The organism is Catellatospora sp. NPDC049609 (assembly GCF_040675365.1).
In the GTDB taxonomy this organism is placed as follows: Bacteria; Actinomycetota; Actinomycetes; order Mycobacteriales; family Micromonosporaceae; genus Catellatospora.
On sequence record NZ_JBFAOU010000165.1, the window covers coordinates 1 to 18475 of the forward strand.

Here is an 18475-nt window from a genome sequence, read left to right on the forward strand (position 1 = left end):
GTCGCCGCCCTGCTCTCCGACCGCACCATCACCTGGTGAAACGCCCCGGAGCAGCACATCGCGTGACCTCAGCTATTGCGCACAAGATCGTAAGCATGGGCGAGCCGGACCCGGCAGGCGCCTACTCGCCTGGACACCCGCCCTATCCATGAGGCGCCCCGCTTCTCGGCCGGCGAGGTCAGCCTCGCGCACCTTCACGAGTGCGGTTCGGATCGGTCTCGCGATCGGGGAACCGGCGCAGATACTCGCCCTCCAGCTCCCGGGTGCGGGACTGGTGGGTGGACAAGGCGTCGTCTGAGCCGTGCCGCAGCGTCTGCACCCGCGTCCGGGCCAGGCTCTCCAGTTCACGCAGCAGGTCCTCGTCCGGCAGGTCGGCGGCCGGTACGCCGTCAGCAGTGTTCATGGAGGCGTTATACCCACGAGTGCTGCTCGCGAAGCGGGAGTCGATCGCAGCGACCGGCTCAGGACGCCTCGCGCATCTCCAGGCCGACGGCCGCTTTCAGCTCGTCGACATCGGTGTGCAGGTCGGGTCGGCCGTCCGCCTCGGCGGTGTGGGTCATCAGGTCGCCCAGGGCGTCGGCTATCGCGTTGAGCTTGTGCTGGATGGCCTTGTCCGCCCGGGTCTGGGTGTTCTGCAGCAACGCGACCATCAGGAAGGTGACGATCGTGGTGGCGGTGTTGATGATCAGCTGCCAGGTGTCCAGGTCGCCGATGAGGAAGTACGACGGCGCCCAGACGAGCACGAGCAGCACGCACAGGGCGAAGAACCACGCCTTGGAGAAGAAGGCGGCGGCGTGGGTGGCGAAGCGATCGAACATCCCGAGTCCGGAAGTGACGTCGCTGGGCATGGTGTATGCCCGGTCGCCGATCCGCTGCTGCGGAGGGCCGGGCTGGACGTCCTGAGCGTGCTGCATGTACCCGGGATACCGGTCACGGCCGCCGGCCAAACCTGCAACGTGTAGGTGGACTGCGTGACGCCAGGTGCTGCGTCGGTTCAGCGGCTTCGGCCGCCGGGTGGTCCGGTCGCCCGCGCGCCCAGGGAGACGAAGGCGGTGGTCGCCAGGATGAACAGCAGCAGCACGCCCGCCTGGGCCACCCCCACGGTGAACGCGACCAGGACGACCACCGCGAGCGCGGCCACCGCCGCGATCATCGCCAACCGGTACCAGAACCGGCGGGTGGCGTCAGGAGTGACGTGATCGTCTCGAGCGGCGTCGAGGTCCGGATGGTCGCGCTTCAGGCCCTCTTCGATCTCGCGGAGACGATCACGTTCCTCCGGGCTGAGCGGCATGGGCTCCCTCCTCGACCCCGGCGTCGTGCCGGGCTCAGCTCGACATCCGCCGGTCGGCCCGGTCGGTATGCCGGGTGAGCAGCACACCGAGCGCGATCATGGCGACGGCGAGGATGAAGTGCAGCCAGTTGTCGGCGTTGTTGACCGGCACGAAGTTGGCCGGGCCGGCCTGATCGATGATCAAGCCGTAGAGCCAGAGCAGTCCGTAGATCACGCCGCCGCCGATGAGAAAGGTGCGAGCGGCGGGCACCGTGCGGGACATGACCAGGCCGGCTACGCCGAACAGAAGATGGACGATGTTGTGCAGCACCGACACCTGGAATACGCCGAACAGCATCGCCTGTGAGTGATGCCCGGCCGCCTGCATGGTGTCGTAGTTGGTGGTGACCCCGGGAATGAACCCGAGGATGCCCACGAGCAGGAAGACCGCTCCCACGGTCGCGGCGGCCACGCGCACGGGCGCACGGGTGGCGACCCGGGTCGTGGACTCGTAATGGCTGGTCATGATGGTTTCTCCTCTGCGGATGACCGACCAGCGGCCGATCAGGGGCGCAGTACCCGCGCCGGCCACGGGAAACACGTCATCGCAGGCCCGGAATCAGGGCCGTGCCCGTGCCGGGGTGCGCCCGGCGCCGGCCGCCCGGCCGTGTTTGCCCTGGTGAAGACCGGGTACACCAATCCGTCCTGTCATCGATCGTCAAGGACTCGCGATGCTTGACTTGGTCAACAATCCGCGGCTCGGGGCTGAGCGTGACACCGTCCCACGGCTGCGGGCCCTCGGTGTGCAAGGCAGCGGGCGATGCCGGCGGGTCATGGCCGCCGACGACATCGTCGTGATCCAGGCCGAGTATCCGGGCCACGGCCCGACCGACGCCTTCACCGGGTTCGAGATCATCAGGCTGGTCGACGGCGAGCCCGCCCAGCGCTGGCTGGCCATGCAGCCGGTGACCGGCTCCCCGGCGGTCACCGACGCCCCGGATCACGCCGAACATCCGGAGCGGACCGGGCTCAGCCGGCGGATCGTCGAGTCGTACACCGACGACGTGCTCATCGGCGGGAGCCTGCCGCACATCAGCCGGTACGTCGTCACCGACCTGGTGCAGCACACTCCGGCACTGGGCAGCGGCATCGCGCCGCTGTGCGCCGCCCTGGCCAACCGGCTCATGTGCTACCGCCGCCGCCTGCTGACGGTCGCCGACGGCGAGTTCGTCCTCACGGTGTGCACCGGTGGCGTCCACGACGAACCGGCGGTCTTCTACGACCTGTACCGGGTGGACCAGGCCATGATCATCGAGCACTGGTCGGTGACGACACCCGTGCCGGACAGCCTGCCGTGGTCGGCAGCGCAGGACCGGTGCCCAGCGACGTCCGTGTGAACGGCGACAGAGGAGGGCCCATGTCCAGCAAGCTTCGCGCCATACACGACGAGTACAGCGGCGACCGGCGGCGCCCGCTCAAGGGCTACCTGGCCCTGCTGGGCGCGTACGGCGCGGTGCTCACGGGCATGGCGGTGGCCGTCCGGGCCTCGGGCCGGCGGCTGCCGCGTCCCAGCGTCGGCGACGTCGCGCTGCTCGCGGTCGCCACGCACAAGGCGAGCAGGCTGCTCACGAAGGACGCCGTGACCAGCCCGCTGCGAGCGCCGTTCACCCGCTACGACAAGCCGGCCGGGGAAGGCGAAGTCTGCGAGCAGGTGCAGGAGGACGGCGGCCAGGTCCGCCACGCCGTGGGTGAGCTGGTCAGCTGCCCGTTCTGCGTGTCGGTGTGGACCGCGACCACGCTCACCACCGGGCTCGTGCTCGCGCCGGGCCTGACGCGGCTGGTGGCCACCGCCCTGTCGGCGGTGGCGGGTGCCGACTTCCTGCAGCTGGCGTACGGCATCGCCCGCCGCGCCGCCGAGGACGAACGACCCGCGGTGCCTCCGCAGGCCCCGACCTCGCCTGCGGTGCCTCAGGTGTACGACAGCGCGGGTCGTCATTGACCGCAGCCCCGGCGGCCGGAGCCGTATCCCGGCCGCCGGGACTGGACGGTTTCAGATCACCGCGGACCGACCAGGGTGGTCCGGCCCGCGTAGACGGCCCGCTCGCCGAGCTCCTCCTCGATGCGAAGGAGCTGGTTGTACTTGGCGGTGCGGTCGCTGCGCGACAGCGACCCGGTCTTGATCTGGCCGCAACCGGTGGCCACCGCCAGGTCGGCGATGGTGGTGTCCTCGGTCTCGCCGGAGCGGTGCGACATGACGGCGCTGTAGCCGGCCTGCCGCGCGGCCTGCACGGTGGCCAGCATCTCGGTCAGGGTGCCGACCTGGTTTACCTTCACCAGGATCGAGTTGGCGATGCCGCGGGTGATGCCGTCGCGCAGCAGGGCGACGTTGGTGCAGAAGACGTCGTCGCCGACGAGCTGGCAGCGGCCGCCGAGCCGGTCGGTCAGCGCCTTCCAGCCTGCGAAGTCGTCCTGGGCGGCTCCGTCCTCGATCGACACGATCGGGTACGCCTCGGCCAGCTCGACCAGGTGGTCGACGTGCTCGGCCACGGTGCGGACCCGCCCCTCGCCCCGGTAGTGGTAGGCGCCGTCGCGGTAGAACTCCGACGCGGCCGGGTCCAGCGCGATGGCGATGTCGACGCCCGGGGTGTATCCGCTGTCGGTGATCGCGTTGCTGATGAAATCGAGGGCTTCGCGCGCGGTGCGCAGGTGCGGGGCGAAACCGCCCTCGTCGCCGACGGCGGTGTGCTGGCCGGCGGCCTGCAGCGCGGCGCGCAGGGTGTGGAACACCTCCGAGCCCATCCGGACCGCGTCGGCGAAGGTCGTCGCACCCACCGGGGCGATCATGAACTCCTGGAAGTCGAGCGGGTTGTCGGCGTGCGCGCCGCCGTTGACGATGTTCATCAGCGGCAGCGGCAGGGTGACGGCGTCCGAGCCGCCGACGTGGCGGTACAGCGGCTGCCCGGCGGAAACGGCGGCGGCCTTCACGACCGCGAGCGAGACGCCGAGGGTCGCGTTGGCGCCCAGCCGGGACTTGTCCGGGGTCCCGTCCAGCTCGATCAGCACCCGGTCCACCCCGGCCTGGTCACGGCCGTCCAGGCCGGCCACCGCTTCGGCGATCTCACCGAGCACGGCGTGCACGGCGCGGCGTACGCCCTTGCCGTGGTAGCGCCCGGCGTCGCCGTCGCGCAGCTCGACGGCTTCGGCGGTGCCCGTCGAGGCCCCCGACGGCACGGCGGCCCGGCCCAGTGAGCCGTCGTCGAGCAGCACGTCGACCTCGACGGTCGGGTTGCCGCGGCTGTCCAGGATCTCCCGGGCGTGGACGGTGTCGATGGCGGTCATGTGGCTCCTCGGGTCGCGATGGTCGGCGAGCCAGCGCAGCACCTGCTCGGCGTGCAGGGCGGGCTCGGTCACCGGGTGGAACACGTGCTCGACGACGCCGTCGGTCACGATGAGCGTGAGCCGCTGGTAGTAGGTCACCGCGGCGGTCTGGAAGGTCGGCAGGCGCAGCGCGGTCGCCAGGCTCAGCCGGGGGTCGGCCAGCAGCGGGTACGGCAGCCGCAGCCGGTGGGCCAGCTCCCGCTGGTAGCCGGTGGACTGGGCGGACAGGCCGAAGACCTGGTCGCACCCGGCGGCCAGCAGCTCGCTGTGCAGGTCACGGAACCCGCAGGCCTCGACCGTGCAGCCTCGGGCGCCGGGGATGTCGTCCCAGCCGGCCGGCATCGCGTTACCGGGTTTGCTGGTCAGCGGGTACAGGAACAGCACCGTGCGGCTGCCCTCGAACGCCGCGGGTCCGACCGCGGTCCCGCTGGTCGCACGGAACGTCAGGGCCGGCATCAGCGCACCCACGAGGGCGGACGGATCGAATCCCGCCGGCCCGGCGATCCGGCCGGCCGTGCGGGGGACGGATGCTCCGGCAGCCGCGTCGACCAGCGACAGCAGGGCGTCCCGCTGGCCGGTCAGCCGCTCGATCCGCTGCTCCAGACCCGCGACCGCCAGCCGGTAGGTGCTCAATGCTGCCGGAGGGGCGTCCTCGCCGTCGCCGTCGAGCATGGCCTCGACGAACGGCCTGGTCTCCTCGACGCTGAACCCGAGCGCCGTCAGCGTCCGGATCTGCTCCACCAGCCGCACGGCCACCGGGTCGTACTCCCGGTAGCCGTTGCCCAGCCGCCGGGGGACCACCAGCCCCGCCGCCTCGTAATACCGCAGCGCCCGGACCGTGGTCCCGGTCCGGTGCGCCAGTTCACCCACTCGCACACGACGACCGTAAACCTGTACCTACGGGTACAGGTCAAGCGGACCTCGGCGACCGCGTAGCCCGCGGCGGTCGCCCGCAGCAGCTCTGGTTGTCGCCGTGCAGGTCGCCGTACCAGCGTGCATCGACCGGCATCCAGCGGCCCAGCCGCTCCCGCATGACCGCGGTCGTCGCCGGGATGCTGCGGACCGTCCGCCGCGTCGCGGACACCCGGCACGCGCACGCGGTGCAGAGCGGCCAGGAACGCCGCGAGCTGCGCACCGGTCCGGTCGACGTCCATGGTGCCGGCGACCGCGAACAGCGACACGCCGGCCGCTCGCCGGGTGACCAGCAGAACCGGATCGACGCCCGCCACGACGACCTGCGGCAGGCACGGCACCTGGCCGCTCAGCGCGACCAGGACCTCCATCTCGTACACCACCCGCCGCGCGGCCGGCTCGGACCAGGCGAACTTCACGACGTAGGCGTCGCCCAGCAGCGGTCGGGAACGCCGACGGTGAGGAAACGCCCGTCGGGCCCGGGGAAGTCGATCCGCTTCTCCAGGCCGAGTCCCTCGGTGTAGAACTTCAGCGCGCGGTCCTGGTCGGTGACGTAGATCGTCACGTACATGATGTTGGTCAGCATCCCGTTCTCGATTCGCTCGCAGGTGTGAAGACCGTTCGGATTCGGCCGTCGCACCAATGACGAGCGCCGACGGGAGAAGGTAACAGGACCGGTCCGCCGGGGCGGCCGCCCTGCTCGGCGGCGAGTTCGCGGACGAGATCGTGCTGTCCTCGGAAGTGGATCGCACGCCAGCCTGCCGTGCGTGCCGCCGCCACGTTCGCCGGGCTGTCGTCGATGAAGACGATGTCGTGTCCGGCCGCGCCCAGGCGGTCGGCGACCGCGGCGAAGGCCGCCGGGTCGGGCTTGCGGTGCCCGAGGCGGTGGCTGAACAGCACCCGGTCGAAACCGGCGAAGAGATCCGGATGGCGCCGCGTCAGCACCTCCTCCTCCAGCGGCCCGTTGTTGGTGAACACGGCGCACACCCGCCCGGTGCGATGCCGCTCGACGATCTCGACGACGGCCGGGTCCGGGGAGTACGCGCTGCACCAGGCGCTGTCGAGTTCGTCGTCGGTGCCACCGAAGCCCGCGGTCGCGCGAATGTGGACGCGGACCTGCTCGGCCGAGGCGTAGCGGCCCTGATCGCAGTCGGCGCTGAACCCCGACCCCCACAGCAGTGCGTCGACCCGCTCCGGCGGAAGCCCGCAGGCTCGGGCGAGCTGGCCGAGCCGATGGGCGTGATCGAAGCGGAACAGCACCCGGCCGAGGTCGACGACCAGGTGGCCGGCGCTCATCGGGCGGCCTCCGCGGCCACGGTGCGGATCTCGTCGAGCAGCACGCCCAGATCCTCGGCGGTGGTCGCCGGGTTCAGGAAGCAGGCGCGCAGCGCCTCCCCGCCGGCCAGGCGGGTGCCCGTCAGGAAGGCACGTCCGCGCTGCTGGACGGCCGCCGGGATGCCGCGGTTGAGCTCATCCAGCCCGGCTTCGCCGCCGTCCGGACGGCACCGGAAGGCGACGATCGACGTGGTGACCGGGGCGAGCAGCTCGAAGTCGTCCGCTGCCTCGATCATCCCGGCGAAGGTGCGGGCCAGCCGCACGGTGTGGTCGACGAGCGCGGCGATCCCGTCGCGGCCGAGATGCGACATGGTCGCCCAGACCCGCAGCGCCCGAAAGGGACGGGTCTGCTCGGGGCCGTACTCGGCGAACCAGCCGAAGTCTCCGGCACCGTCGTCACGCAGGTAGGCGGGGACGAGGCTGAACGCATCACGGGCCGTCGCCGGGTCGCGCAGCAGGACGCAGCCGCAGTCGACCGGCACGCCGAGCCACTTGTGCGGGTCCAGCGCCAGCGAGTCGGCCCGTCCCATGCCCGCGTACGCGTCTGCGGCGCCGTCGGCGAGGATGCCGAGCGCACCGTACGCGCCGTCGACGTGGAACCACAGGCCGTGCTCGGCGGCGACGTCGGCGATCTCGTCGAGCGGGTCGACGGCCCCGGTGCCGACGGTGCCCGCGCTCGCGGCCACGCAGAACGGGCGCAGTCCCGCCGCGACGTCACGGGCGAGCATCGCGCGCAGCGCGCCGACGTCCATGCGGAACCGGCCGTCGACCGGCACGGCACGCACCCAGCGGGCGCCCAGGCCGAGCAGCTCGGCGGCCTTGCGCAGGCAGCTGTGCCCCTCTTCGGACACGTACATCACCATCGGCGGGCGGCCGCAGAGGCCGTCCTGCCGCACGTCCCAGCCGTCGCGCCGGGCGGCGTGCTGGCGGGCCGCGGCCAAGCCGATGACGGTGGCCATGGACGCGCCGCTGGTCAGCAGTCCGGCGCCGGGGCCGTGCGGGAAGCCGATCAGCTCGGCCAGCCAGCGCACGACCGCGTGCTCCAGCAGCACCCCGGCGTGCTCGCCACCGGCGCAGCTCGGGTTCAGCGCGGCCGCCAGCGGCGCGACCAGCACCCCGGCCGGCGACGGCGGGGAGTTGACCCAGCCGAAGAAGCGGGGGTGGCCGTTGCCCATCGGGAACGGCAGCACCCGGGTGCGCACGTCGGCGAGCAGCTCGTCGAGCGTGCGGCCCGTCGCGGGTAGTTCCTGGCCGATCAGCCAGGCGCGGTCCCGGGCCGGCACCGGCGTCCACACGGGGTGCTTTCGGCTGCCCGCCAGGTGATCGGCGGTCAGTTCCGCCGCCGCGCGGGCGGCCTGCCGCAGCTCATCCACGGACGGCTCCCGTCCTCGCCTCGCGATGCGCCGACGTGGCCGCGCCGAGTTCCATGACCAGGTAGTACACGCAGTCCTCGGCTGCGTCGCTGGCGAAGCCGTGCCGGCAGTCGCCCGGGAAGTACGCCGAGTCGCCCGCGTCCAGCCGGTGCACGGCTCCGTCGATGGTCAGCCGCAGCCGACCGGACTCGACGGCCACGTACTCGCGCGAGCCCGACGCATGCGGCGAGAACTCGCCCGCGTCGACGCCGGGTCCCAGGGTCGTGCGCATGAACTCGAACTCCACGCCCGGCAGCACGGGGGACAGGATCCGGCGTTCCCATCCCGACGGGTCGCGGACCACGCGCTGTCGCGCCTTGGGCAGCACCGTCACCGCGTCACGGTCGGGCTCGTCCAGCAGGCGGGCTATCGACGTGCCCAGCGCCGTCGCCAGCCGGTCCAGCACCAGCACGGTCGGCGTCTTGGCGCCCCGCTCGACGTCGGACACCATGCTCCTGCTGACCCCGCTCAGCTCCGCCAGCCGTTCCAGCGCCAGGCCGCGGGCCAGCCGCTGGGCGCGCAGCCGGGAACCCAGCGCCGCCATCGACAGCCCTCCGGACAGCACGCCATCGCCATCAACCACGCGTCCACTATAGAGGACGTACAGACGTTATAGCGGAAGCTGCTGCGCCGACCTTGTGCCGCGCGGCGACCTGCCGCCGACCCGATGATCCGTGACCACCCGAGGTGTAGATCGGTCGATCACCGCGGCGGCGTGGTGGCCCAGTGCGTCCACATGCGCACGAAGAGCCGGTAGGAGGCGTCGGTCGCGGCGGGGTCCGCTCCGGCGAGCAACTCCAGCAGCAGGCCGCGGCTGGTCGCGATGCCGAGCAGGAGCGCGTCGCGGTCCAGGGGCAGGCCGAGGCGCCGCACGGTCGCCTCGGCCTGTTCGAGCCACGGCCGGGTGAGACCGTCCAGGAAGGACTGCGTGCCCGGCGCGCCGTGCACGGCCGCGCCGGCGACCTCGTAGAACAGGCGCACGAACGGGCGCAGGCGCGGGTCGCTGACCTGATGCCACAGCGCGAGCATCAGCTCACCCGCCGCCTCGGGTCCGCGGGCTCGCCCGCCGGTCGCGGCGAGCTGGTCGGCTAGCTGGGCCAGCAGGTCACGCTGCTGCTGTTCGATCAGGGCGACGATCGCCGCGAGCATGCCCTCACGGGAGCCGAAGTGGTAGATGAGCATGCGGTGGCTGGTGCCGACCCCGGTGGCGATCTCGCGCAGGCTCTTACCGGTGATCCCTTCGGCCGCGGCGTAGGCGACCACGCGGTGCAGCATCTGCCGGCGGCTCTCGTTCCCTGACATGTACCAGATGGTACATTCATTGCATGAGATGGGAGAACACGATCGTCATCGACGCGCCGGTCGACGTGGTCTGGGCGCTGACCCTCGACGTCGAGCGCTGGCCCGAGACCACACCGACCATGACGCGGGTGACCAGGCTCGACGACGGCCCGCTGCGCGTCGGCAGCCGCGCCCGGATCAAACAGCCGATGCAGGCCGAGGCCGTCTGGACCGTCACCCGGCTGCTCGACGGACGGGAGTTCGCCTGGCAGACCACCCTGATGGGCCTGACCATGACCGGCTCGCACGTGCTCGCGGCGGCCGGCGACGGGTGCCGTAACACGCTGGCGATCGAGGTGACAGGCCGGGGCGCCGGTCTCTTCTGGATGCTGTTCGGCGGCCTGCTGCGCCGCGCGATCACCACCGAGAACCTGGGCTTCCGGGCCGCGGCCGAGCGGGCCCGCGAGCAGGTCGATCCGTCGACTGCCTAGGGGCGCGCAGGGTTGAACGGCCGAGCCGGCCGTCGCACCGCGCCGGTAGCCTCCCCGCGTGGACGAGGAGTGGAGCGTCAGCGAGGCCGGCCGCGGCGGGTACATGTCACACGTGGTGGTGTTCGACGAATGCGTCGCCACGGACCGCGCGGACCTGGTGGCCGACGCGGTCGAGTTCCTCGCGGCGCTGCCCGGCGTCACCGCGGTCGACCACGTCGAACGGGAGGTCATCGAGTTCGACGCCCGCGGCGTGCCGACCTCGCGGCTGTCCGGGGCGCTGCGACGCTGGTGGGACGCCGCCGCGGCGGAGCAGCGTCCGTGGATGGCCGCGACCGACCGGGCGGCCCGGACGGTGCACGACCTCGTCGCCGCGTACGGCTACCAGCGGCACGGTCTGCGGCTGACCCGGGCACTGGACGGCGAGCTCACCCATGTCGTCAGCGTGGAGCATCACTTCGGCCGCAGCCCCGACGACCACGCGCTCGCGCTCACCGCCGACGTGGTGCTGTGCCTGCCGGAGCCCCAGCGCTTCACCGTCGTGTCCTACACCGGCGCCCTCGACGACGAGGCCGCACTGGCCGGCGCCGTCACCGGTCGGGTCATCCCGGCCCTGGACGCCGTGCCCACCGTGGCCGCGATGCTGGACCGCTGGCAGGTCAAGCGCTCGATCGAAGAGAGCGGCCGCCGGCCCTACTGGATCACCGAGGGGCGGCTGCACGCCCGGGTGCTGGTCTCCCGCGGCCGGCTCGACGAGGCGAGGCAGCTGTACCAGGAGGACTTCGAACGCAGCCAGCCGATGCAGCGGCCGCACCTGCTGGCGCTCGTCGAACGGCTCGGCGTCGCGCCGCTGACCACGGCGAGCAGCCCGCACCTGACGGTCGCCGAGGAGGCGACGCTGGCCGCATGGCAGGCGCACACGCCCGCGGCGGTCGGCCTGCTGCGCCAGGTGACCGGCGCTCGCCTCGACGGATCCCGGCGGTCGCTCGACGAGCTCGCGACGTGGCTGAGCCGGCCGCCGGACCGTCTGCAGGCGACGTTCGCCGGCATCGCGCCGGTGCTGCCCGCCCCCTTCTACGGGTTTCGGACCTGGGACGACATCCGCTCCGGCAGGGTGGCGTTCGAGCCGTGGCGGCGGGTGACCGCCGAGCTGGTCACGGCGTACCTCGGCCAGGTCGTGATCCGGCGGGCGCACGGCACGGCGTGGGGTATCGCCGGGGACGGGGAGCTGGCGATGGTCCGCCGCGGCGGCACGGGCGTCCTGTCGCGCGTGTTCGCGCTCGCCGACCAGGCGATCGGCGCGCCGGGCGACCGGTTCGACCCGCGCCGGTTGGGCGGGCTGGCCGACGACATGGTCCGGTGGGTGGACGACGGACGGTATCCGCCGTGGGTCGTCCGGCTCGGCATGCCGGGCCCCTAGGAACCCGGCGACGCACGCTGCGCGCGATCCGGCCGTTGTGCGGCTGTGGCCGCTGACCGGCCGGAGTGAGCAACCACGCTTCGCCGTGGGTGTCTTCCGGCGGCTGCCCCCTTCGCCGGTAGGTTCCTTCCGTGATCACGGTGGAGATCTGCGTGAGTGACGTGCCGACCGCGCTGGTGGCGGAGGCGGCCGGCGCCGACCGGCTGGAGCTCTGTGCCGATCTCGGCCAGGGCGGCACCACACCCAGCCTGGGCGCCGTCGAGGTCGCCCTCCGCAGGCTGAGCAGCGCGGGAGTACGCGTCATGATCCGGCCCCGCGGCGGAGACTTCCGGGTGAGCGAAGTCGAGGAGCAGGTCATGCTGGCCGACATCGCCGCGCTGCGTGCCCTGCCCAACCCGCAGGGTCTGCCACTCGGCGTAGTCGTCGGGGCCGTGACCGACGACGGGCGTCTCGACCTGGCCGTGCTGGGACGTCTGGTCGAGGCGGCCGGGCCGCTGCCGGTGACCGTGCACAAAGCCTTCGACGAGGTGCACGACCAGATCAGGGCGCTTGAGGAGATCATCGATATCGGCGCCGACGCGGTCCTCACCTCCGGCGCGGCCCCCACCGCGCTCGACGGCGCCGCCCGCATCGCCGAGCTCCGCCGGCGGGCCGGCGACCGGCTGCGCGTCATCGCCGCGGGCGGCATCCGATCGCACAACGTACTGCCGGTGCTCGCCGCGACCGGGGCCCGGGAGGTGCACCTGCGCGCACCGAAGCACAGCCACGGCCGCGAGGCCACCGACGCCGACGAGGTGCGCCGCGTCGTGGACGCCGCCCGCCAGGGCTCATCTCGTACACGATGACGACGTGGCGGACCCTCCCGGTCAGCGCACCGGCGACGGCGCCCGCACGTCACGGACCATCCGGATCTCCCGCACACCGTCCTCGACCTGGGCCGTGCCGTCGGCGACGAAGCCGTGCTTGCGGTAGAACGCCTGCGCGCGAGGGTTCGGATCGGCGACCCACAGCGCCGCCGACTCCCCGGGGTCGATGACGGCCTGCAACAACGCCGGCCCGGCACCCGTGCCGTGCTCGGCTGCAGCCACGTAGAGCACATACAGCTGTCTCGCCCACGCCGCCGCAGCATCCAGCGGCGGACCCGACATCGCGAGCCCGATCAACTTGTCGTCCCGCTCGGCCACGGCCGCCCGGTTCGCGCGATACCGTTCGTCGGTCAACGCGGCGGTCCAGAACCGCTCCCGCGCAGCCGGGAAGCTCGGATCATCCAGCACGGCATCCGGCATGAGACCCCGATACGTCTCCTGCCAGCCTCGGACATGCACACGCGCCATCTGCGCGACATCCTCGACTCGCGCCGGGCGAACTGTCAGCGATGATCCCATCGGCGCATCGTAGGCCGACCCCGGGTGCACGCCACCCAATTTGTGGGCACCCGGCCGGTCTACCCGGGTGGCATGTCAGCTGACACAGCGAACGTTCTCGGTCACGGCACAGCCCTTTACTCGGCTGTGACAGCGACGTTCGTCAAGACGAACGGCCGACCGTCCACACGCGACGGCTCGCGGCAGCCTCTCGCAGTCGCGCAGGGCCGACGGTCGTCTCCGGCCTGTCGGCTGCCGTGAGAACGCGGGTGTTGATCGCTGTTGTGCGGGTAGCTGTCCACTTTTAGAGTGGTTGAAGCTCACGGGGAGGGTCGAGTCGCGCTCCGTGACGCTCGGCGGCAAGGTGCCTGACCTTGTGCCACATGGCCGCGGCACGAGGAACTGGTCTTTCGCCGGCAAGCACACCAAGCTGACCCGCGCCCGGCGAGGGTTCGCGAGCAACACGGACCGTGCGGCTGCACGGTGATTGGGGAGGCGTGGATGCCAGATCTGTCGAGCATCGTCGGTGACCTGGACCGGCTGATGGAAAGCGTGCAGCGTGAGGCCGAACAGGCCCGTGACCGGCAACGTGATCCGCAGCTGGAGGCCGCCGGATCGGCATTGGATGGTCAGGTGACGGTCAAGCTGTCGCCCGACGGGCGGGTCAACGAGCTGGTCCTCGCTGACGAGGTGATGAAACTCCCGGCCCGGGAGCTGGCGCGGGAGATCACGTCCGCGCTCAACCAGGCATGGGCGGCGGCCAAGTCGGCCGATCCCGCCGCCGCGGCGGCAGCCGTGGTGGACCCGGCGGCGCTGGCGGAGCGGATGAACAAGCTCCGCCAGGAGAGCCTGGACAACATGTCACGTATCACCGAGTCGCTGACCGACGTGATGCGGAAGATCGACCGGAGGCTCGACTCGTGACAGATGTCGAGGTGACCACGGAAAGCCTGCGTCGTGCCGCCCGCGAGTTGACCGGCATGGCCGAGAGCACCGACGCCACGCTGCAGAGCTTTCACCGCCAGATCGAGGCGCTGGGAATGCCGTGGGGCGACGACGAGCTCGGCATGGCCATCGGCGTCGTCTACCAGGGCGCGCTGGCGATGGTGATGAACTGCTTTGTGTCTAATCTGGACACGGTGGACGGCTATTCGGAGCGGCTGGACGTCGCCGCGCAGAACTACGACACGACGGACCTGGAGGCCGCTGCCCGCCTGGACGGCCTGGCCGGCCGCGCACCGAACGTCGCGATCTAGGAGAGCACTGATGGGAATGCAACTGCCCGGCGAGGTCCGGGAGATCCTGTCGATCATCGGGTTCAACTGGCCCGCCGCCGATGAGACCAAACTGCTGGAGCTGGGCCAGTTGTGGACGAACCTGTCCGGGCTCATCGATGCGCACGTGGACGACGCGGAGCGCGCCGCGGCAGCGGTGTGGAACACCAACACGGCACCGATGGTGGAGGCGTTCCAGGCCAAGTGGGCCGGAGAGGCCGGCCCGGCGAACCGGATCACTCAGGGGGCCACCGGGGCCGACATCGTCGGCGCCGGGGTCATGGTGTGTGCGGGCATCGTGCTCGCCTTGAAGATCAACGTGATCGTGCAGGCGACCATCACCCTGATCTCGATCGCCTCCGCGGTCGCGGCGGCGTTCGTCACCTTCGGCGCGTCGGCGGCGGTGGTGCCGCTGCTCCGGGAGGCCTGCAAGCGCCTGCTGGACTACCTGCTGGGCGAGGCCGTGGGCAAGGTGATCGGTGGCTAGCAGGCGCGGTGTCGGCAAGGTGGCCGGTGCCGCGGCCGAAGGCGTGATGAAGCCCCTGCGGAAGATCGTCAAGCAGGGTGAAGAACTCGCCGATGTGGCCAAGAAGGTCGACTCCAAGGGCAATCCGCTCCCGCCCGGGGTCAAGCGGCTGCCCAGTGGGCGGCGTCCCGCGAACTCCCGCTACGCCGGGCAGCAGTATCCCATGGACAAGCTGCCGGCCAAGCTCCAGACGAAGTATCCCGACGGGGTCAGGTTCAGCGACGACGGGTTTCCCGACTTCGGTCCATACGCTCAGAAGACGGTCAAATTCGACCCACCCGGGTTCGCCGGCAACCACGGCTCTGATATGACTGAGGCCAGTCGCAAGGCGGGCATCCCGGAAGCGCCCGACGGGTACACGTGGCACCACCACCAGGACGGTCACACGATGCAGCTGGTCCCGACCGACCTGCACGATGCCGTCCGGCACGCCGGTGGTGTGGCAATCAAGAAAGGCAGCTAGAGACCATGGCCGTGACGTACAAGCGGGAAGCCCCGCCCGCGCCGGAATCCGACGTGGCACGCCTCGAACACCGCATCAGGCGTTCGCTCCCGGCCGACTACCGGGCATACCTGCTCAATCAGGACGGCGGTCGGCCGATCACCAACGACAAGGCCGTCAAGGAGATCTTCGGCATCCGCGAGGACGCCCCCGACTGGGCGAACATGTGGGACAAGCTCGACATCTTCCACGGCCGCTATCCCGCGTGGCTGCTGCCGGTGGCCCAGGACGAGTACGGCAACCTGTTCGCGCTCTCGCTGCGTGAGCAGGATTTCGGCTCGGTGTGGTTCTGGGACCACGAGGAGGAGGCCGACGAGGGCGAGCCCCCGTCGGAGGACAACATCGAGAAGTGGGCGGACAGCTGGACGGAGTTCCTGGCCAGTCTGCAGCCCGCGGGTTGAGCCGGCGCTGACGCCTTCGGGCAGCGCAGCCGTGCCGGTGGCCGCGAGGGTATCCGCGTGGCCACCGGCCCGACACCGGCCGGGCTGGCAAGCATCGAGGTTTGCCAGGGCAGGCATCGCGCGCGGCCGACGCGGCAGGACGCCCAGCGGTGTGGCCGCTTTACGCCCGCCGGTGCCGCAGCCTCGGTCGGCGCACTAACCGAGCAGCGCCAGGTCGTCGTCGGTGAGCGCGAGATCGGCTGCGGCGATGTTCTCCTCGAGGTGGGCCGGCGATCCGGTGCCCGGAATGAGCAGGATGTTGGGCGACCGGGCCAGCAGCCAGGCCAGCGCGACCTGCGCGACGGAGGCGCCGCGCCGGGCGGCGACGGTGGCCAGGTGCTCGGCCGTCAGCGGCTGGAACCCGCCGACCGGGAAGAACGGCACGTATGCCACCCCGGCTGCCGCGCAGGCGTCCACGAGTGGATCGTCGTCCCGGTTGGTGATGTTGTACTGGTTCTGCACGCACGCGATCGGGGCGATCGTCCGGGCCAGCTCGAACTCGGCGAGGCTGACGTTGGAGACGCCGATGTGGCGGATGAGCCCCTCGTCGCGCAGTGCCATCAGCACCCGCAGCGGCTCGTCGAGCGCCGCGTCGTGGCCGCGGTCGCCCAGGCGCAGGTTCACCACGTCCAGCCGGTCGACGCCGAGCGTACGCAGGTTCGCCTCGACGCCGCGCCGCAGACCGTCCGGGGTCAGCCCGGTCTGCTCCGACGACGGCAGGGTGATGTCCGGCCCCTCGACCAGTGCACCCACCTTGGTCACGAGGACGAGATCGGCGGGGTACGGGTACAGCGCGGTCTTGATCAGTTCGTTGGCGGCCACGCCGTCGCGGGCGTAGTAGTTCGACGTGTCGATGTGGTTGACGCCGAGCTCGACCGCCCGCCGCAGGATCGCCAGCGCCGTCTCCCGGTCCGGGCGTTCGCCACGCGGCCACCCGGTCAGTTTCATCGCGCCGTAACCGACGCGGGCGACGTCGAGATCGCCGCCCAGTCTCCAGCTGTCTTTCGTCACGATCTTGATCCTAGGCGCTCCGTCCGCCGTCGCGCGGCAGCGACCGTGTCGCGGAGCGTGTGCTCAGCCGTGGGCCGGCCCGCAATGCCGGTCTCGGCGCGAGCCGCCGCCCGATCGGCGCGGACCCCACCAGGAAGGAGCGCGGCCGGTGCGCTGTTCGGCGAATACCGCGCACGTTGGATACGGTGCGATGATGGCGAGCGGTCCGTTCATCGTCGGCAGATGGGTGCAGTTGCGGGTATGGGAGTGATGACGGTGTCCACCGTCGAGATGGCTGACCGCCTCGTGGTCCGGGTGAGCGGCGAGTGCGACATGAGCTCCAGCGGCGAGCTGGCCGCGGCGCTGACGGCCGCGTTGGAGTCGTCGCCGCGGACCGAGGTGGACCTCGGCGCGGTGGGCTTCCTGGATTCGAGCGGCATTCATGTCCTGGTCACGGCCTACCGCGACGCCCAGTCGCGAGGCGCGGTCGTGTACGTGACGCATGCTGCCGGAATGGTGGCGACGGTGCTGGAGATGACCGGGGTCGGCACGCTCCTGGCGTCACCGTCGCAGGCTGAGCGGTAGTCAGTGAGGGATCGAACCGACGGTGCGCCCGCCCGGATCATGGACGAGGTGACGTTCGACGCTGCCGGTGACCTCGCCCGGGTGCGGGCGTTCGTGAGGGCCTGGGCGGTCGAGGCCGGGCTGGTGCCGGCGCGGGCGGATCTGCTGATGCTGGCGGTCAGTGAGCTGATGTCCAACACGCTCGAGCACACCGGTGGCGGAGGCGTGGTGCGGCTGTGGGCCGAGGGCGGTTCGCTGGTGTGCGAGGTGGCGGATGCGCGGCCGGCCGGGTCGCGGCGGGCCGGGGCGGCGCTGATGCCGGCCGCGGACGCGCCGCGGGGACGTGGTCTGGCGATCGTCGAGCAGGTGTGCGACGAGGTTTCCCTGAAAGGCGACGGCTCAGCGGTCCAGCTGCGCATGAACTGCTGATCCCGTACCGCGACAACGCCGGTACACCCGGCAGGAGAGCATCGCGCGGTCAGTCTCCGAGCAGCTGCCGCGCCCAGACGACGAACGTGGAATCGGGTTGATACGCGCAGATGTCGTCGATCTCGTGCCGTGCTTGCTCGATCCGTCCCGCGTCGAGATACAGGATCGCGCGCATCGCCACGTCCGGGCAGAACCCGGGTAGCTCCTGCTCCGTCTCCAGGCGGTGCAGGAACTCGCTTCGGTCGAGCAGCGGCAGGTAGCGGCGTACGAGCTCGCGGGTCGCCGCCGCCGCGCTCTGCCCCGACTCCCGTGCGTCATCGGCCCGCACGATCCAGGCGTCGTCGCCGCTGCGGGGGCTGCGGACCCGACTCGAGACCGTACCCTCGTTGCACCGCGGATCCCGCAACTTCGACGGGTCGGCCGTCTCCCTCATCCAGCGCATCCAGGGCAGCGGAGCGAGGGCGACGTTGATGTAGAACACCGCCTCGGTGCCGGTGGATCCCGAGGACCGCTGCACGCCTACCACCAGCACGTCGCCGTTGTCCGCTCGCCGCCGGAAGGTTCGGCCGGCCCGTGTGAAGCCCTCCTCGGCCAGCACCGGGGCAAGAAAGTCGGTCACGATGCCGTCGATGAGGCTTTTCGTACGCGCCACCTCGAGTCCTTTCACGGCGAAGATCGCGTACGGAACCGTACCCCGCGCAGTGGGAAGACATCCGGAAGGCTCCGCCGAGTAACAACCCTCACTGGCGTAGCTCACGTCGCCTGCTCCGCTCCGCGACCGACGTGAGCTGGGCACTAACGATCTTGTGCGCAATAGCTGACGGTGGCGGTTGCTGGTCCGATCGCAGATCCTTTTTGGATGCCGCGTCGATGGGCTCGTCGTGTCTTCA

At 71.3% G+C, this 18475-nt stretch carries 26 protein-coding genes and 1 pseudogene; 13 read left to right on the forward strand and 14 right to left on the reverse strand.

From position 1 onward, the window contains the following. Positions 1-178 precede the first annotated feature (178 nt). The 4 genes from AB0J67_RS31715 to AB0J67_RS31730 all read right to left on the reverse strand — a co-directional run bounded on the left by AB0J67_RS31715 (position 179) and on the right by AB0J67_RS31730 (position 1796). The gene (locus AB0J67_RS31715) at positions 179-403 is read right to left on the reverse strand and encodes a DUF6158 family protein (RefSeq protein ID WP_363487754.1); all 225 of its coding nucleotides are present in this window, start codon (positions 401-403) and stop codon (positions 179-181) included. Between the two features lie 58 nt (positions 404-461). Beyond that, complete coding sequence (locus tag AB0J67_RS31720) at positions 462-914, reverse strand: low affinity iron permease family protein (RefSeq protein ID WP_363487756.1); 453 nt, start codon at positions 912-914, stop codon at positions 462-464. Between the two features lie 80 nt (positions 915-994). Then, complete coding sequence (locus AB0J67_RS31725; RefSeq protein ID WP_363487758.1) at positions 995-1291, reverse strand: DUF3040 domain-containing protein; 297 nt, start codon at positions 1289-1291, stop codon at positions 995-997. A 34-nt stretch (positions 1292-1325) separates the two neighbouring features. Beyond that, positions 1326-1796 (reverse strand): DUF4383 domain-containing protein, encoded by a 471-nt coding sequence (locus AB0J67_RS31730; protein WP_363487801.1) that lies wholly within the window; start codon positions 1794-1796, stop codon positions 1326-1328. 307 nt (positions 1797-2103) lie between these two features. Here AB0J67_RS31730 and AB0J67_RS31735 point away from each other — a divergent pair, with 307 nt between their 5' ends. After that, complete coding sequence (locus tag AB0J67_RS31735; protein WP_363487760.1) at positions 2104-2667, forward strand: hypothetical protein; 564 nt, start codon at positions 2104-2106, stop codon at positions 2665-2667. Between the two features lie 20 nt (positions 2668-2687). Then, positions 2688-3269, forward strand: a complete 582-nt coding sequence (locus AB0J67_RS31740) for a DUF1360 domain-containing protein (RefSeq protein WP_363487762.1) — start codon at positions 2688-2690, stop codon at positions 3267-3269. A gap of 56 nt (positions 3270-3325) precedes the next feature. Here the strand turns inward: AB0J67_RS31740 and eno are convergent, their stop codons facing one another. Together eno and AB0J67_RS31750 are read right to left on the reverse strand one after the other, a co-directional pair. Continuing rightward, positions 3326-4609, reverse strand: a complete 1284-nt coding sequence (gene eno / locus AB0J67_RS31745) for a phosphopyruvate hydratase (RefSeq protein ID WP_363487803.1) — start codon at positions 4607-4609, stop codon at positions 3326-3328. Between the two features lie 72 nt (positions 4610-4681). Beyond that, a pseudogene (locus AB0J67_RS31750) lies at positions 4682-5524 on the reverse strand (MerR family transcriptional regulator); the annotation flags it as partial. A 321-nt stretch (positions 5525-5845) separates the two neighbouring features. Here AB0J67_RS31750 and AB0J67_RS31755 point away from each other — a divergent pair. After that, positions 5846-5986 (forward strand): hypothetical protein, encoded by a 141-nt coding sequence (locus AB0J67_RS31755; protein WP_363487764.1) that lies wholly within the window; start codon positions 5846-5848, stop codon positions 5984-5986. Here AB0J67_RS31755 and AB0J67_RS31760 read toward each other — a convergent pair. From AB0J67_RS31760 to AB0J67_RS31780, 5 genes are all read right to left on the reverse strand, one after another. Next, complete coding sequence (locus AB0J67_RS31760; RefSeq protein WP_363487766.1) at positions 5976-6146, reverse strand: VOC family protein; 171 nt, start codon at positions 6144-6146, stop codon at positions 5976-5978. The two genes, AB0J67_RS31755 and AB0J67_RS31760, sit on opposite strands and share 11 nt — an antisense overlap. Beyond that, positions 6140-6856 (reverse strand): HAD family phosphatase, encoded by a 717-nt coding sequence (locus AB0J67_RS31765; RefSeq protein WP_363487768.1) that lies wholly within the window; start codon positions 6854-6856, stop codon positions 6140-6142. Before AB0J67_RS31765 ends, AB0J67_RS31760 begins: the two co-directional genes overlap by 7 nt. Further along, the gene (locus AB0J67_RS31770; protein ID WP_363487770.1) at positions 6853-8268 is read right to left on the reverse strand and encodes a pyridoxal-dependent decarboxylase; all 1416 of its coding nucleotides are present in this window, start codon (positions 8266-8268) and stop codon (positions 6853-6855) included. Before AB0J67_RS31770 ends, AB0J67_RS31765 begins: the two co-directional genes overlap by 4 nt. Next, positions 8261-8890, reverse strand: a complete 630-nt coding sequence (locus AB0J67_RS31775) for an XRE family transcriptional regulator (RefSeq protein WP_363487772.1) — start codon at positions 8888-8890, stop codon at positions 8261-8263. The genes AB0J67_RS31770 and AB0J67_RS31775 overlap by 8 nt, the downstream gene beginning before the upstream one ends. Positions 8891-9009: 119 nt before the next feature. Further along, positions 9010-9609 (reverse strand): TetR/AcrR family transcriptional regulator, encoded by a 600-nt coding sequence (locus AB0J67_RS31780; RefSeq protein ID WP_363487774.1) that lies wholly within the window; start codon positions 9607-9609, stop codon positions 9010-9012. 23 nt (positions 9610-9632) lie between these two features. On the opposite strand from AB0J67_RS31780, the gene AB0J67_RS31785 reads away from it, so the two are divergent. The 3 genes from AB0J67_RS31785 (at position 9633) to AB0J67_RS31795 (ending at position 12341) form a co-directional block, all read left to right on the forward strand. Continuing rightward, positions 9633-10079, forward strand: a complete 447-nt coding sequence (locus tag AB0J67_RS31785) for an SRPBCC family protein (RefSeq protein ID WP_363487776.1) — start codon at positions 9633-9635, stop codon at positions 10077-10079. 58 nt (positions 10080-10137) lie between these two features. Then, a complete protein-coding gene (locus tag AB0J67_RS31790) occupies positions 10138-11496 on the forward strand; it encodes a hypothetical protein (RefSeq protein WP_363487778.1) in 1359 nt (452 codons plus the stop codon). A gap of 131 nt (positions 11497-11627) precedes the next feature. Beyond that, positions 11628-12341 carry a copper homeostasis protein CutC gene (locus AB0J67_RS31795; RefSeq protein ID WP_363487780.1) on the forward strand — a complete coding sequence of 238 codons (714 nt, stop codon included), beginning with the start codon at positions 11628-11630 and terminating at the stop codon, positions 12339-12341. Between the two features lie 21 nt (positions 12342-12362). Here AB0J67_RS31795 and AB0J67_RS31800 read toward each other — a convergent pair whose 3' ends face one another. Continuing rightward, positions 12363-12881 (reverse strand): GNAT family N-acetyltransferase, encoded by a 519-nt coding sequence (locus tag AB0J67_RS31800; RefSeq protein ID WP_363487782.1) that lies wholly within the window; start codon positions 12879-12881, stop codon positions 12363-12365. A gap of 480 nt (positions 12882-13361) precedes the next feature. Between AB0J67_RS31800 and AB0J67_RS31805 the strand changes: the two genes are divergently transcribed. From AB0J67_RS31805 to AB0J67_RS31825, 5 genes are read left to right on the forward strand one after another with little or no spacing between them, the layout of a single operon-like run. Further along, a complete protein-coding gene (locus AB0J67_RS31805) occupies positions 13362-13784 on the forward strand; it encodes a YbaB/EbfC family nucleoid-associated protein (protein WP_363487784.1) in 423 nt (140 codons plus the stop codon). Beyond that, positions 13781-14116, forward strand: a complete 336-nt coding sequence (locus AB0J67_RS31810; protein WP_363487785.1) for a type VII secretion target — start codon at positions 13781-13783, stop codon at positions 14114-14116. The genes AB0J67_RS31805 and AB0J67_RS31810 overlap by 4 nt, the downstream gene beginning before the upstream one ends. A gap of 10 nt (positions 14117-14126) precedes the next feature. After that, positions 14127-14621 (forward strand): hypothetical protein, encoded by a 495-nt coding sequence (locus AB0J67_RS31815; RefSeq protein ID WP_363487787.1) that lies wholly within the window; start codon positions 14127-14129, stop codon positions 14619-14621. Then, positions 14614-15123 (forward strand): HNH endonuclease, encoded by a 510-nt coding sequence (locus AB0J67_RS31820; RefSeq protein ID WP_363487789.1) that lies wholly within the window; start codon positions 14614-14616, stop codon positions 15121-15123. The genes AB0J67_RS31815 and AB0J67_RS31820 overlap by 8 nt, the downstream gene beginning before the upstream one ends. Before the next feature lie 5 nt (positions 15124-15128). Beyond that, the gene (locus tag AB0J67_RS31825; RefSeq protein WP_363487791.1) at positions 15129-15563 is read left to right on the forward strand and encodes an SMI1/KNR4 family protein; all 435 of its coding nucleotides are present in this window, start codon (positions 15129-15131) and stop codon (positions 15561-15563) included. A gap of 195 nt (positions 15564-15758) precedes the next feature. Here the strand turns inward: AB0J67_RS31825 and AB0J67_RS31830 are convergent, their stop codons facing one another. Continuing rightward, entirely contained in the window at positions 15759-16613 is an 855-nt protein-coding gene (locus tag AB0J67_RS31830) for an oxidoreductase (protein ID WP_363487793.1), read from the reverse strand. 255 nt (positions 16614-16868) lie between these two features. On the opposite strand from AB0J67_RS31830, the gene AB0J67_RS31835 reads away from it, so the two are divergent. After that, entirely contained in the window at positions 16869-17177 is a 309-nt protein-coding gene (locus AB0J67_RS31835; protein WP_363487795.1) for an STAS domain-containing protein, read from the forward strand. A gap of 39 nt (positions 17178-17216) precedes the next feature. Next, positions 17217-17585, forward strand: a complete 369-nt coding sequence (locus AB0J67_RS31840) for an ATP-binding protein (protein WP_363487797.1) — start codon at positions 17217-17219, stop codon at positions 17583-17585. Between the two features lie 49 nt (positions 17586-17634). Here the strand turns inward: AB0J67_RS31840 and AB0J67_RS31845 are convergent, their stop codons facing one another. After that, a complete protein-coding gene (locus tag AB0J67_RS31845) occupies positions 17635-18252 on the reverse strand; it encodes a DUF4304 domain-containing protein (RefSeq protein ID WP_363487799.1) in 618 nt (205 codons plus the stop codon). Positions 18253-18475: the final 223 nt, after the last annotated feature.